We start from the raw sequence: 12,888 nt of genomic DNA on the forward strand, positions 1-12,888 counted from the left end.
CCTTGCCGCCGGCTGCGACGATCCCCGCCACGACCTCGTCCAGTGGCTCGCGGCGGCGGCCGCACACCACCACCGTCGCGCCCTCCTGCGCAAGCCTCGACGCCGTCGCCGCGCCAATCCCGCTGCCGCCGCCGGTCACGAACGCCACCTTGCCCTGCATACGAGCTGCCATGTCATCTCTCCTCACTGATGCCGCACGTCGGCTGCGGCGCACCTGCTTGACCCTTGCGGACGATCGGCGGGCTCGCGTTTCGTCCACCTCTTGCCCAAGGGTAGGAAAAGCCCCCCGCCGCGCCATCGTCCGATGAGACTAGCGACAATGGACGAGAGAGGCCGGAGGCTTGCGTTGACGAACGAGGGGCGGCGAGCAAAACGCCCGCCGCCCCTCACTGCTGCACCCGCGTGATCAGAGACCTGCGCGCCGCGCGGCCTCCGGCCCGAAATCGCGCTCGCTGAGCTTGCCGGTGTTCAGCGTGTAGCCGCTGCGCTGCTCGTTGACGAGGTTGAACGCCAGGTAGGTCCCGGTCTGCAGATCGTGGTACAGGCCCACGCCTGCCTGCCAGGTGTTGGCTTCATAGGCGTAGAAGTAGTTCATCATCGAAGTACGCCACAGCCCGCCGCGGGCGTCGTAGTTCTCGGCCATTTTCATCAGCCAGCTGTCCTCGTCGACATACATGACGCGCTTGCCGTAGAGGTGGCGATAGCCTTCCTTGAGCGTCCCCTCCAGCACCCACACGCGATGCAGCTCGTAGCGCATGTAGTCGGGGTTGATGTGGCCGGGCTTGAGCAAATCCGCGTACTTCACATCCGGCGAATGCAGCCGGTAGGTGTTGTAGGGAATATAGAGCTCGCGCTTGCCGACGATCTTCCAGTCGTAGCGCTCGGGCGTGCCGTTGAAGAGGCGCACCTCATCCACCGTGATCGAGCCACCCGTGCCCGGGAAGGACATGTCGAAGCCATAGCCGGGCGACTGGCGGACACGGCGGGTGCCCGGGTCGTAGCGCCAGCTCTGGCGCGGCGCGGCCTTGTGGTTCCAGAACTCCATGCCGGTGTTGATCTCGCCCTTGTCGCGCTCGGGCAGCAGGGTCTCGTTCATGTAGTAGGACGATTGCCGGCCCTCGGCGGTGCTGGTGCGCTTGCCCGGCTCCAGGTGCGGCGCAAGGTTGCGCGACTTCACCCGCCCCCAGTTAACCTTGCCGTCGGCGAGCACGTAGGCGTTGTCGGAGATCAGCTCTTCGGTAAAGGGCCGATAGGTGAAGATCGACGAGGTCCACAGCAGCTCGAGCCCCGTCTTGGGGAAGGGGAACAGGATGCCGCCGGTGGTCGCGATCACGCCCTCCCCGCCATCCACCAGTTCCGCGTTGGCGGCGTTCTCGCGCGTGACGTCGCACACAGCGTCCGGGAAGCGGAAGTCGCGCCGGCTCTGGTACACCGGCATGCGGAAGGTCTGCGGGTATTTCTGGAACAGCGCCTTCTGGCCGTCCGACAGGCGGTCGGCGTACTGCGCCATGTTCTCCGCGGTGATGACGAAGAGCGGCTTGTCGTCCGCATAGGGGTCGATCGGATGGCTGCCCGTGCCCTTGAAATCCACATGCGGCGGCACACCCAGCCACTTTCCGCTCCACTCGGGGATGCTGCCGTCGGCATTCCCCGCACGCTCGGCGCCGACGCAGGTCAGGTCCTTGCCAAGGCGGGCGATTTCCTCCGCCGTGGCGCGCGCCTGAAGCTCGGGCGCCTGCAGCAGCGCGGTCGCAGCGACGGTAAAGAGGAGTCCCTTGATCGTTACGTTCATTGTCGTGAGCCTCTGATGTTCAGAAGGTGTACTTCGCGTTGAAGGACACGTAGTCGCGGTCGGCCATCGTGCGCTGCTGCTTCACGCTGGGCGAGCCGAGGTAGTTCACCCAGGTGATGCCGAGCGCGAGGTTGCCGAGGTACTTGAAGTCCGCACCCAGGGTCAGGCGCTTCTCGTCACGCCCCATGCCCGAATAGGCGCTGCCTTGCACGTTCTGCGTCCAGATCGCGCGCGTGCTCAGGTCCCAGCCGCTGAAGATGCTCGGGTAGTCGAAGATGGCGCCCAGGCCGACCAGGGTCGAACCGCGGGTCTGGCCGTCGTAGACGTACTTCGACGAGGTATCGACCGCGACGCCCCCCATGCTGATGGTCAGTGCATCGACGCCGGTGATGCGCTGATGCACGATCTCGCCCATCAGCGTGGTCTGGTGCGCGAGCTTGCTCGGCCCGAGGATGTAGATCGCGTTGGCGTTGCCCTGCAGGTAGCTGCCGCGTGCGGGCGAGCCGTTCTCCAGATAGACCGGTGCGCCGTCGCGGTAGCTCAGGTCGCCACCGAACTGGACCGAGTCGCCGATCTTGCTGCTGACGCTGATGCCGGTCAGCCTGATGTCGTCGAAATAGGCCAGCTTGTAGTAGGGCGTGCTGCCCGGCGAAGCCTCGCGACCGAAACGCGAGAACGACGAGTACTGCGTATCGCCGGTGAAGTCGAACAGCATCGCGCCAATGCGGTCGTGGTAGCGGTAGTGGAACACCCCCACCTCGAGCGCATCGCTGAGCTGGTAACGCAGGCCCACGCCCCACTGTCCGGAATCCTTGGGCTTGATCTCGCCGGCGAAATTCGCCACCGCAAAGCTGTTGTCGGGCAGGCTCGAGATCACACCTGGCGCAAGGCGCAGGAACTCCGCCCCAGGCCCGAAGACATCACTGCCGAAGAAATCCCCGACCGGGTTGAGGCGGGTCTCTTCCCACTTGTACTGGTAATAGCCGGTCAGGCTGAGCGCATCGGTCAGCGTCAGGCTCGCCGACAGCTGGCCGACCGGCAGGTAGGACTCCTTGGCCTCCGTGCCCGGCACGTTGAACTTGGTCGCATCGACCGGCAGCTGGCCCTGGCTGATGTTGGGCCAGAACAGGCTCTCGCCCCAGGCCACGACGTGGCGGCCGAGCTTGACCGACAGGTACTGGTCGTTGCCGACCACCCAGTTGCCGTAAACAAAGGCATCGAGCAGCTGCGCGTCCTGGCCGCTGCGTTCGCGCGTCTTGCGCACGAACTGGTTGGCAGGGCCGATCTTGTTGACCGTGTCCGGCGAGTCATTGTCGTTGCTGCTGCGGTAGACGCCATCGTAGAAGATGTTGCCACGCAACATGGCGCCGACGTTGTCATGCCTGAGGCGGAGTTCGCCCAGGGCGCTGGCACGGTTGTTCACCAGCGCACCACGCTTGAAGTTGCGCGTGGCGTCGTCGCTGTTGAGATCGTTCAGGTACTCCGCGGCCGGACGCGAGGTTCGCGCTGAAGCCGTGTAGGACAGCGTCAGCGACGAATCGAGCGTGGTCTCGTCGCCCAGATAGATGGTCTGCGCCGCATGGGCGCCGCTGCCGATGAAGGCGATCGCGAGCGGCAGCGTCCGAAACGCCAAGCCACGCAGCGACCCTGCACCCTTGCGGGCAGGTGCCGAAAGTCTCATACCCTTGCTCCTTTCTTCGAGTTTTATTTCGTGTGGATAGGCAAGCCGCGACGCAGCGCGCCGGGCAGGCCAAAGGCTGCCCGCGGGTCATGCCCGAGGCATCACCCATTCGGACTAGCGAGCCGATGGAGACGGCGACCGTCCGGCCCGGAAGCCGTTGAATCGGGTAAGCCGGGGCGGCGTGCAGCGGGCGACGCTGCTGATTCAGCCCGGGAATCGCACGCGCAGTCGCTCGGTGGTGGGCAGCGCCTGGCAGCTCAGGGTCCAGCGCTTGGCGAGATCCTTGGCATCGAGCACCTCGTTGTGGCGCAGGTGCACCTCGCCCTCGACCACCTGGCACATGCACGATGCACACATGCCGGCCTGGCAGGAATGCGGCGCGTTGATGCCGGCCTTGAGCGCGGCGTCGAGCAGGGTCTCGGTGCCGGCCACGTCCAGCACATGCACCTCGCCATCGAGCTCGAGCTCGACCGTTGCGCGCTCGACCGCCGCGGCCGGTGCGGGTGCCGCCGCATTGATGGCGGCGACATCCTCTTCGTCGGGCAGCGACACGAAGCGCTCGACGTGCACGCGCTCGGCCGCCATGCCGGCCTTGTCGAGCGCCGACACCATGGCGTCCATGAACAGGCCCGGGCCGCAGATGAAGGCCTCGCCCTGGGACCACGGCCGCGCCAGCTCGGCCAGCTGCGCCACCGACGGCACGCCCTGCACCGAATCGAGCCAGTGCACGACCTGCAGCCGCGCCGGGTGCGCGGCGGCAAGCGCGTTGAGTTCTTCGCGGAAGATCACCGAGCGCTCGTCGCGGTTGGCATAGAGCAGGCCGATGCGGCCCTGGCCGTGCGCCAGCGCCGAGCGCAGGATGGAGAACACCGGCGTGATGCCGCTACCGCCGGCGCAGAGCAGGAAATCGCCCTGCAGGGAGGCCGGCGTGAACACGCCGGCCGGCGCCATCACCTCGAGCGTGTCGCCCGGTCGCACGCGATCGCACACCCAGTTCGAGCCGCGCCCGCCGTGCACGCGCTTGACCGTCACGCGCAAGGTCTCGTCCAGCGTGGGCGCGCTCGACATCGAGTAGCAACGCGGCAGATGACGGCCCAGCACCGGCAGGCGCAAGGTCAGGAACTGGCCGGGCCGGTACCTGAAGGTCTCGGCCAGCTCGGGCGGCACCGCGAAGACGATCGACTTCGCGTCGTGCGTCTCCTCGACAACCACCTGGACCTTGAGGGGGTGGTAGCGCTGGGCTGTCATCTTGCGTCCTTTTCCGTGCGCGGCGGACCGTCAGATGTAGGGGTCGGCGTTGGGCAGACCCAGCATCACCGCACCGTGCGCACGCGCATAGGTGTCGGTGTTGTTGGCGATGTGGCCGCGCGCCTGGTGGATGTCGCGGAACACGCGCTCGATCGGGTTGCTCTTGTAGGTCCCGGAGGCCGCACACGCACGCATCAGCTCGCTGGCCGCCGCGGCGCACTGCTTGGGCACCTGCGAGGCCTGGGCGCGCTGCATCAGGCGCTCCTCCACCGGCATGCGCTCGCCGGTCTTGGCGCATTCGACGATGCGCGCGTAGTTGCGGAACAGCACCAGCTTGAGCTGATCGGTGGTCATCATCGCCTCCGACACCGCCTGCTGGGCATTGACGTCCTCGGCGGTCTTCGCGCCGTGCTTGCCCACGTGAGCCGCAGCCCGCTCGCGGAAACTCGCGATCGCACCGTCGAGCGCGCCGATGCAGGCCGACGACACCGCACGCTGGAAGACCTGGGTGAAGGGGATCTTGTAGATCCAGCCAGGGTTGGTCTGACGCCCGGGGCAGCCGGCGTCGCTATGGTCGTTGGTGCGGTGCGTGCGGTGCTCGGGCACGAAGCAGCCATCGACCACGATGTCGTGACTGCCGGTCGCGCGCAGACCGAGTACGTCCCAGTTCTTCTCGACGCGGAAATCGGCCTTCGGCAGCAGGAAGGTAGCGTGCTCCAGCGCGCCGGAACCGTCCTTCTTCGGCAGCAGGCCGCCGAGGAAGATCCATTCGCAGTGCTCCACGCCGCTCGAAAAGCCCCAGCGTCCCGAGAAACGGTAGCCACCGTCGACCGCCTCGGCCTTGCCGGTGGGCATGTAGGTCGACGCGATCAGCACGCCGGTGTCCTTCGCCCACACGTCCTGCTGCGCCTGCTCGGGGAAGAGCGGCAGCTGCCAGTTATGCACGCCGATCACGCCGTAGATCCAGGCGGTGGACATGCAGCCCTCGGCGAGCGCCATCTGCACGCGGTAGAACACCCGCGGGTCGAGCTCGTAGCCGCCGAAGCGCCGCGGCTGCAGGACGCGGAAGAGGCCCGCCTCCTTCATCTCCTGCACGGTCTCGACCGGCACCATGCCCTCCGCCTCGGCGGCACGGGCGCGCTCGGCCAGCCGCGGCGCCATGGCGCGCGCACGCTCCACCAGCTCGACCGCTTCCGGCGTCATGTAGTCTTCGGCCAGAATGCCGAGAATGTGATCCTTGCCAACTGCGCCCATCTTCGTATCCTCCGAGATCGACCACCAGGCTGGTGGTTCAAGGTGCGTCACGTGTTGCGATGGACGGAATTTTCCATAGCCGGCAAGCCCCATCATCGTCCGGACGGACTAACGTAAATGACTGAGCGCAAAGACCAAGGCCGCGCCGCAAGCGGGTTTCCGCCATGTTGCGCCGCGATAGGCCGAAGCGGCGCCAGGCGCTGCACCCGCAGTATTCCGCGATAACCCTTTTGGACGATGCCCCCGCACCCGGGCGGGCCGAACATTGCCCACACTGCGCCATCCACTACGGGTGACGCACCCTGAATCGAAGAGGAGACACCTACATGCGAGCACCCGTTGGCTTCGCCATGGTCCTGATCGTCGCCGCCGCGGGCTTCCATGCATTCTCGCCACGCACCGCCGTCACCCCGCCCGCCATCGCAACACCGGTCGGCAACATGCAGCTCACCAGTGTCCAGCAGACCTCGGCGGGCCTCGTCGTCGCCGGCGAGCTCGGCCACATCCTGCTGTCCACCGATCAAGGGCAGAGCTGGCAGCCGGCCCAGCGCTCGGTCAACCGCCAGGCCCTGATCACGCGCCTGAGCTTTGCCAGCGCGGACGAAGGCCTCGCGCTCGGCCACGAGGGCTGGATCCTGCGCACCCGCGACGGCGGCCGGACCTGGACCGAAGTCAACTTCGACGCCAGCAATGGTGAGCCGCTGATGAACGCCGCCCGCCTGCCTTCCGGAGACTGGCTGGTGGTTGGCGCCTTCGGCCGCGTGCTGCGCTCGACCGACGGCGGCGACAGCTGGGCAGAGGAAGTCATCGACGGCCTCACCGACTGGCATCTCAACACCATCGTCTCCTCCGCAGACGCAGGCAAATGGCTGATCGTGGGCGAGGCCGGCACCCTGCTGCGCTCGCTCGACGGCGCACGGAGCTGGGAGGTCGTCGAGCCCTTCTACAACGGCTCGCTCTACGGCGCCCTGCACCTGGGCGGCAGCACCTGGGTGAGCTACGGCATGCGCGGCCACGTCTTCCACAGCGAGGACGACGGCGCAACCTGGCAGGAAGCCCGGCTGCCCGCACCGATCTCGGTCTACAGCCATGCGCTTACCGCCGATGGCACCCTGCTGCTGGTCGGCCAGGGCGGTCTGGTGCTGGCCAGCACCGACCAGGGGCGCAATTTCAGCGTCAACTACCGTATCCCGCAGGGCAACCTCACCGACATCGCATTGCTGCCCGACGGCCAGGCCGTCATGACCAGCGACGAAGGCCTGGAGATCCGCCAGCTCACCGCCTCGACCCCGGCGCCCGGCTCCAACCTCAACCTCAGCAAGACCGAAAGCGGAGAATCCTGATGAGCGACACCGCAACCCGCAGCCGACTCGACGGGATGATCGACGTCGCCGCCCTCATGATCATCCGCTGGCGCAAGGCGCTGGGGCTACTCTTCATCGGCCTCACCCTGGCGCTGGCCTATTCGGCGACCAACCTGCGTCTGGACCCCGGCTTCAACAAGCTGATCCCGCACAAGCACGAGTTCATGTCCGCCTTCCTGCAGTATTCGGACACCTTCTCCGGCGCCAACCGCATCATGGTCAGCGTGCGCTGGAAGGGCGAGGGCGACATCTACAACGCCGAGTTCATGAAGACCCTGCGCGAGGTGACCGACGAGGTCTTCTTCACGCCGGGCGTCAACCGCGCCAGCGTGCGCTCGCTGTTTACGCCCAACGTGCGCTACATCGAGGTCACCGAGGAAGGCTTCACCGGCGACGTGGTCATCCCCGCCCGCTTCGAAGCCGACGCGGCCAGCCTCGCCCAGGTGCGCAACAACGTCGCCAAGTCCGGCGAGATCGGCCGCCTGGTCGCCAACGACCTGCGCGCCGCGCTGGTCCGCGCCGACCTGCTCGAGTTCAGCCCCGAGACCGGCGAGCGCCTCGACTACGCCGACGTCGCCGCCAAGCTGGAGGCGATCCGCGCCCGCTTCGAGAGCGCCAACCCCGACATCGAGCTCAACATCGTCGGCTTCGCCAAGGTCATCGGCGACGTCATGGACGGCCTGTTCACCGTGCTCGCCTTCTTCGGCATCGCCTTCCTGATCACCGCCTTCCTGCTCGGCGCCTACTCGCGCTCGGCCAAGCTCGTCGTGACCGTGCTGGTGATCGCGCTGATGCCGGTGGTGTGGCTGCTCGGCCTGCTGCCGCCGCTGGGCTACGGCATCGACCCGATGTCGGTGCTGGTGCCCTTCCTGATCTTCTCGATCGCGGTCTCGCACGCCATCCAGATGACCAACGGCTGGGAGCAGGAACTGCTCAAGGGGCACAACTCGTCCGAGGCGGCGGAACACGCTTTCCGCAAGCTGGTGATTCCCGGCTCGATGGCGCTGGTCACCACCGCGCTCGGCTTCATGGTGATGATGCTGATCGACATCCCCATCCTGCACGAGCTCGGGGTTACCGCCTGCCTGGGCGTGGTCCTGATGCTGCTGACCAACCTGATCTTCCTGCCCATCGTCCTCTCCCACCTCAAGCTCGAACGCTTCGCGCTGGCGCACCCGATCGCCGATACCCACAGCGACCACAGCCGCCACAAGTTCTGGTGGACGCTGTCGGCACTGGCCCAGCCGCGCCCCGCACTGGCCAGCTTTGCGGTGATGCTGGTGCTGCTGGCGGGCGGCACGCACCTGGCTCGCCAGGTGCAGACCGGCGATATCGGCGCCGGCGTGCCCGAGCTCCATGAGGACTCGCGCTACAACCTGGACAACGCGCAGATCCTCTCGAGCTACTCCATCGGCATGGATGTACTGTCGGTGTTCGTCGAAACCGAAGGCTTCGAAGAGGCCTGCCTCAACTGGGAGGTCATGAATGCCGTCGAGCGCTTCGACCTGCGCATGCGCGGCGTCGAGGGCGTGCAGTCGGTGGAAACGGTTGCCCGCCGCGCCAAGATCTTTGCCTCCGGCAACAACGAGGCCAACCCGCGCTGGGCCGCACTGCAGCGCTCGGAAGCGGCGCTGCGCACCGGCGCCCGTGCCGCCAGCCCCGAGCAAGGCCTCAACACGGCCGGTTGCCAGACCATCCATCTGGTGGTTTACCTGACCGACCATGAAGCCGTGACGCTGCGCACCGTCACCGACGAGGTGCTCCGCTTCATCGCCGAGGACAGCACGCCCAACCTGCGCTTCCGCCTCGCCGGGGGCAATGCCGGCGTGGCTGTTGCCACCAACGAGGCGGTCGACCGCGCCCAGGTGCAGATGCTGGCCTCGATCTACGGCGCCATCATCCTGATCTGTCTGCTCACCTTCCGCTCGATCCGCGCGGTGCTGTGCATCATCGTGCCGCTGCTGCTGGTGAGCATCCTGTGCAACGCGCTGATGGCGACCCTCGGCATCGGCCTCAAGGTGGCGACGCTGCCGGTGATCACGCTGGGCGTGGGCGCCGGGGTGGACTACGGCATCTACATCTACGAGCGCCTCAAGTACGAACTCGACAACGGCGCCCCCACGCTGCGCGACGCCTTCTACGAAGCCATGCGCCAACGCGGCACCGCGGCCATCTTCGTGGCGCTGACGATGTCGGTGGGCGTGGGTACCTGGATGTTCTCGGCGCTCAAGTTCCAGGCCGACATGGGCGTGCTGCTCGCCTTCATGTTCCTGGTCAACGCGCTGGGCGCGATGTTCCTGCTGCCCGCGCTGGCATGCTGGCTCGACATCGGCCGCCGCGGCAAGACCGACGCGGCCGGCGGCAGCCAGGCCCTGGGGCCGCGCAGCGCGCCGCAGGCAAGCTGACAGCGCCCAAGCGCAGGGGTGGCACAAGGGAGCGCTCCCTTGTGCCACCCCTGCGCCCTTTCTGCTATCTGTTCTGCCTGAAGCTCCGCGGCGAACAACCAAAGCTTCGCTTGAACGCGCGCGAGAAGCTGGTCGGCTCCTTGAAGCCTACGCGCTCCGCGATCACCTCCACAGGGAGATCGGTCTTCTCCAGATAGCTGCATGCGAGCCCAAGGCGAACGTCATTGACCAGCGCCTGGTACGTAAGCCCGCGCTGCTGCAGCTTGCGCCGCAAGGTCCTGGGGCTGATTGCCAGGCTGCTCGCACACGCCTCCAGGCCAAGCCCTGTCGCAACAGCGCCTACGATCTGTGTGCGAACCCTGGCCAGCAGTTCATCCTGAATGCTATCGACGTCATCTGCCCGCCGCTTGCAGTGCTCCAGGTGAACACGCGCCGCACTCGCATTCGCCATGGGCAGGCGCGTATGCAGGAAGGCAGCATCGAAGCGCACCTGCGTACGCAGAGCACCGAATAGAATCGGACAGGAGAAATACCTTGCGTAGGCAGCCTGATGAGGCGGCGGTGGATATGCACACCGGATCTCGCGCAGCGGGAGCGTCTTGCCGGTCACCCAGCGGGTGCTCGCCACGATGCTGCCCAGCATCTCTTCAACGGCAAAGGTCGTCATTTCGCCCAGACCTGGTCGAGTCTCGATGTCCATGACCGCTTCGCTCCCCTCCTGATGCATCGACAGCTGGAGAAAGCGCCCGCTGAAGCGGCCTAGCGTGCCTTGATATTCACAGCCCACCCGTATTGCCTCGCCATAGGTCTCGCAACACATGATTGCAAACCCGTAGCTCTGCAAGGTGGAGATGTGACGATTGAAACCCATCGCCAACCCCAGGCTCGGGTCGCCGCTGAGCTGCATGGCATTGCGAATGAGCAGCAGGTGCTGCGCCTCGGTCATCTCGCCGGCGAGATCACAGGGGTCGCTGTCCTCAAGACCTGTTCCGAGCAGAAGTCGCCGCCTGTCCACCTCATAGGACTTCATGAACTCGCAAACCCACGCCAAGTAACTCATCGATATCACGACGGCCTCCGGGGTGAAACGCGCTAGTACCCTGCGCTGCGATTCACGAGACCTTCGAGCGGCGCACCCACCCGATAGGCCCTGACGTTCTTCAGAAAGACCCCCAGCATCCTGCTCACGATGCCGACCGAACTCCACGAGATATGCGGACTCAGGCGCACTCGCGGGTGTCCGTACAGCCAATGGCCGGCAGGTAACGGCTCGGGTTCGACCACGTCGAGCGATGCGGCGGCAACATGCCCGCTATCCAGGAAAGGCAGCAGCGAGGCCTGGTCAAGCAAGGCGGCTCTCGCCACGTTGATCAAATGGATGCCTGGTTTGGTCTGCTGCAGTTGGGCAGCGCCGATCAGGCCTCGGTTTTCTGCCGTGGCAGGCAAGGCGAGCACCAGGTGATCGACTTGTGGAAGGAGCTGTTCGAGGCTCTCCACAAACTCCACCCCCTCCACCGGGCTCTCCCGATGCTGGCGCACCTTGGCGAGGACGCGCATGTCGAAGGCCAGCGCGCGACGCGCAACGGCCTGTCCGATGGCGCCGAATCCGAGCAGCCCCAGCGTCTTGCCCTCCAGACCGCCCAGGTTCGCCACGTACCAGCTCTGCGGCGGCTCGACGATCCAGCTGTCCGGCAACTTCTTTTCAAAGCACAGGATCATGGCCATCACCCACTCGGCGATGGGTGAAGCCGTCGCCCCGCGCGAACATGTGACGCGCTGATCGCCCACGAGCTCGAGCGGAAAATCGTCTACGCCCGTGCCCAGCACGTGGATCCATTTGAGGCGGGTGCATGCCGCGAGCAACTCGGACAGGTTCGAGGCGCCTGCGGCCGGGGTCAGCAGAACCTCGACGTCCTGCAGCACCGCACTCGGCGCGCTGGAATGAACGATCTCCAGCTCGGGCGCATTCTCCCGCAGCAGCTGGACGATCCCCGGCGCATCGAAATTCAAGGCTAATCGCATGATCATCAACTCGTGAGTGGCCGCCTTGGCCACGGGAACACGCATGATGTGGCCAGTCCCATGCGGACAACAGAACACGACAGGCCAATCCCTGTCCGATCAGGCCAAGGACTGCCTGCATCAACGCCACCCACGCCACTGCCTGCGCGTATCGGCCGAATCATCCGATGTGGATGTCCGCCGCCATTCACGGTGTGGCGAAAGTATAGCCACGCAGGCCCATCATGGCCGTTTCGGACAGCTTTTCGTCCGCATCGGCCAAAGCAACCGGACACTGTCTCCTTAACATTGAGTGAGGCCAAACAGCCCCACAAGGAGAGTCCGAATGCTGAAAACCGATGGTGTGAACCGCCAGTTATTCGAAAAATTCGCAGTCAACCCGGGCGAGCGCCCACTGCTGCCGCCATTGAGCCCGAAGGCGCAGGTTGCGCTGATGTGCCGCATGCTCAGCCGCGAGGGCTGGAACGAACATATCGCCGGGCACATCACCGTGCGCCAGCCCGACGGCTCCGTGCTCACGAATCCTTGGGAGCTCGCCTGGGACGAGCTGCGCGCCAGCGACATCGTGACGATCGACGAGGACGGCAAGGTCCTCGACAGCCAGTGGAACACGACGCCGGCCATCGGCCTGCACCTGCAGCTCCACAAGCTCCGTCCCGAGATCAACGTCGTCATCCACAACCATGCTCACTGGAGCGGAATATGGGCGAACCTGCAGCAGGTCCCCCCTGTGCATGACCAGGCTGGCGCCTACTGCGGCGTGGATCTGCCGCTGTACAACGAATATGCGGGCACCTTCGAGAAGACCGACCTGAGCCGATCGGCCGCCATGGCACTGGGCAACGCGAAGTGGGCGCTGCTCGCGAACCACGGCGCTCTGGTGGTGGGCAAGGATCTGAGGCAGGCGCATCTGAGGGTGATCACGCTCGAGTGGCGCTGCAAGCGCGCCTACGAGGTGAAGCTGGCCGGCGGTGCCCCCGCCTTGCCGGACGAAGTCGTCGAACGCCTGAGCATCACCGATGCAAACGGTTTTCCGTTCTGCTGGGAAGCCATGGCGCGCCGCGAGCTCCGCGCCGACCCGTCCATTCTGGAATGACAGCCCACGAATCCGCACAGGCAAGC

General features: G+C 66.0%; 10 protein-coding genes. 3 read left to right on the forward strand and 7 right to left on the reverse strand.

Features of this window, described 5'->3' with window-relative positions; genetic code table 11:
- The 5 genes from B447_RS23015 to B447_RS09385 all read right to left on the reverse strand — a co-directional run.
- Positions 1-298 (reverse strand): SDR family NAD(P)-dependent oxidoreductase (locus tag B447_RS23015; protein WP_332306962.1); only part of this gene is annotated, 298 nt, incomplete at its 3' end.
- 108 nt (positions 299-406) lie between these two features.
- Positions 407-1,792: a DUF1329 domain-containing protein gene (locus B447_RS09370; protein ID WP_002939021.1), complete on the reverse strand. Its 1,386-nt coding sequence runs from the start codon at positions 1,790-1,792 to the stop codon at positions 407-409.
- Positions 1,793-1,811: 19 nt separating this feature from the next.
- Positions 1,812-3,473 carry a DUF1302 domain-containing protein gene (locus B447_RS09375; RefSeq protein WP_002939026.1) on the reverse strand — a complete coding sequence of 554 codons (1,662 nt, stop codon included), beginning with the start codon at positions 3,471-3,473 and terminating at the stop codon, positions 1,812-1,814.
- A 204-nt stretch (positions 3,474-3,677) separates the two neighbouring features.
- On the reverse strand, positions 3,678-4,721 hold the full coding sequence (locus tag B447_RS09380; RefSeq protein WP_002939028.1) for a ferredoxin--NADP reductase: 1,044 nt from the start codon (positions 4,719-4,721) through the stop codon (positions 3,678-3,680).
- Between the two features lie 30 nt (positions 4,722-4,751).
- Positions 4,752-5,975, reverse strand: a complete 1,224-nt coding sequence (locus B447_RS09385) for an acyl-CoA dehydrogenase family protein (RefSeq protein ID WP_002925077.1) — start codon at positions 5,973-5,975, stop codon at positions 4,752-4,754.
- A gap of 326 nt (positions 5,976-6,301) precedes the next feature.
- Between B447_RS09385 and B447_RS09390 the strand changes: the two genes are divergently transcribed.
- Together B447_RS09390 and B447_RS09395 are read left to right on the forward strand one after the other, a co-directional pair.
- Positions 6,302-7,318 (forward strand): WD40/YVTN/BNR-like repeat-containing protein, encoded by a 1,017-nt coding sequence (locus B447_RS09390; protein ID WP_002939029.1) that lies wholly within the window; start codon positions 6,302-6,304, stop codon positions 7,316-7,318.
- Positions 7,318-9,744: an efflux RND transporter permease subunit gene (locus tag B447_RS09395; RefSeq protein WP_002925081.1), complete on the forward strand. Its 2,427-nt coding sequence runs from the start codon at positions 7,318-7,320 to the stop codon at positions 9,742-9,744. Before B447_RS09390 ends, B447_RS09395 begins: the two co-directional genes overlap by 1 nt.
- A gap of 64 nt (positions 9,745-9,808) precedes the next feature.
- Here the strand turns inward: B447_RS09395 and B447_RS09400 are convergent, their stop codons facing one another.
- Both B447_RS09400 and B447_RS09405 read right to left on the reverse strand, forming a co-directional pair.
- Complete coding sequence (locus tag B447_RS09400) at positions 9,809-10,951, reverse strand: AraC family transcriptional regulator (protein WP_232431601.1); 1,143 nt, start codon at positions 10,949-10,951, stop codon at positions 9,809-9,811.
- Positions 10,837-11,766, reverse strand: coding sequence for an NAD(P)-dependent oxidoreductase (locus B447_RS09405; RefSeq protein WP_157384657.1), 930 nt, complete (start codon positions 11,764-11,766; stop codon positions 10,837-10,839). Before B447_RS09405 ends, B447_RS09400 begins: the two co-directional genes overlap by 115 nt.
- 325 nt (positions 11,767-12,091) lie before the next feature.
- Between B447_RS09405 and B447_RS09410 the strand changes: the two genes are divergently transcribed.
- Entirely contained in the window at positions 12,092-12,862 is a 771-nt protein-coding gene (locus tag B447_RS09410) for a class II aldolase/adducin family protein (RefSeq protein WP_002939034.1), read from the forward strand.
- Positions 12,863-12,888: the final 26 nt, after the last annotated feature.

Origin of the sequence: Thauera sp. 27 (genome assembly GCF_000310125.2) — a bacterium.
In the GTDB taxonomy this organism is placed as follows: domain Bacteria; phylum Pseudomonadota; class Gammaproteobacteria; order Burkholderiales; family Rhodocyclaceae; genus Thauera; species Thauera mechernichensis.

Bases quoted from the DNA above. Each gene is read 5' to 3' on its own strand.
- B447_RS09370 (WP_002939021.1), bottom strand. From the start codon at position 1,792: ATGAACGTAACGATCAAGGGACTCCTCTTTACCGTCGCTGCGACCGCG.
- B447_RS09375 (WP_002939026.1), bottom strand. From the start codon at position 3,473: ATGAGACTTTCGGCACCTGCCCGCAAGGGTGCAGGGTCGCTGCGTGGC.
- B447_RS09380 (WP_002939028.1), bottom strand. From the start codon at position 4,721: ATGACAGCCCAGCGCTACCACCCCCTCAAGGTCCAGGTGGTTGTCGAG.
- B447_RS09385 (WP_002925077.1), bottom strand. From the start codon at position 5,975: ATGGGCGCAGTTGGCAAGGATCACATTCTCGGCATTCTGGCCGAAGAC.
- B447_RS09390 (WP_002939029.1), top strand. From the start codon at position 6,302: ATGCGAGCACCCGTTGGCTTCGCCATGGTCCTGATCGTCGCCGCCGCG.
- B447_RS09395 (WP_002925081.1), top strand. From the start codon at position 7,318: ATGAGCGACACCGCAACCCGCAGCCGACTCGACGGGATGATCGACGTC.
- B447_RS09405 (WP_157384657.1), bottom strand. From the start codon at position 11,766: ATGCGATTAGCCTTGAATTTCGATGCGCCGGGGATCGTCCAGCTGCTG.
- B447_RS09410 (WP_002939034.1), top strand. From the start codon at position 12,092: ATGCTGAAAACCGATGGTGTGAACCGCCAGTTATTCGAAAAATTCGCA.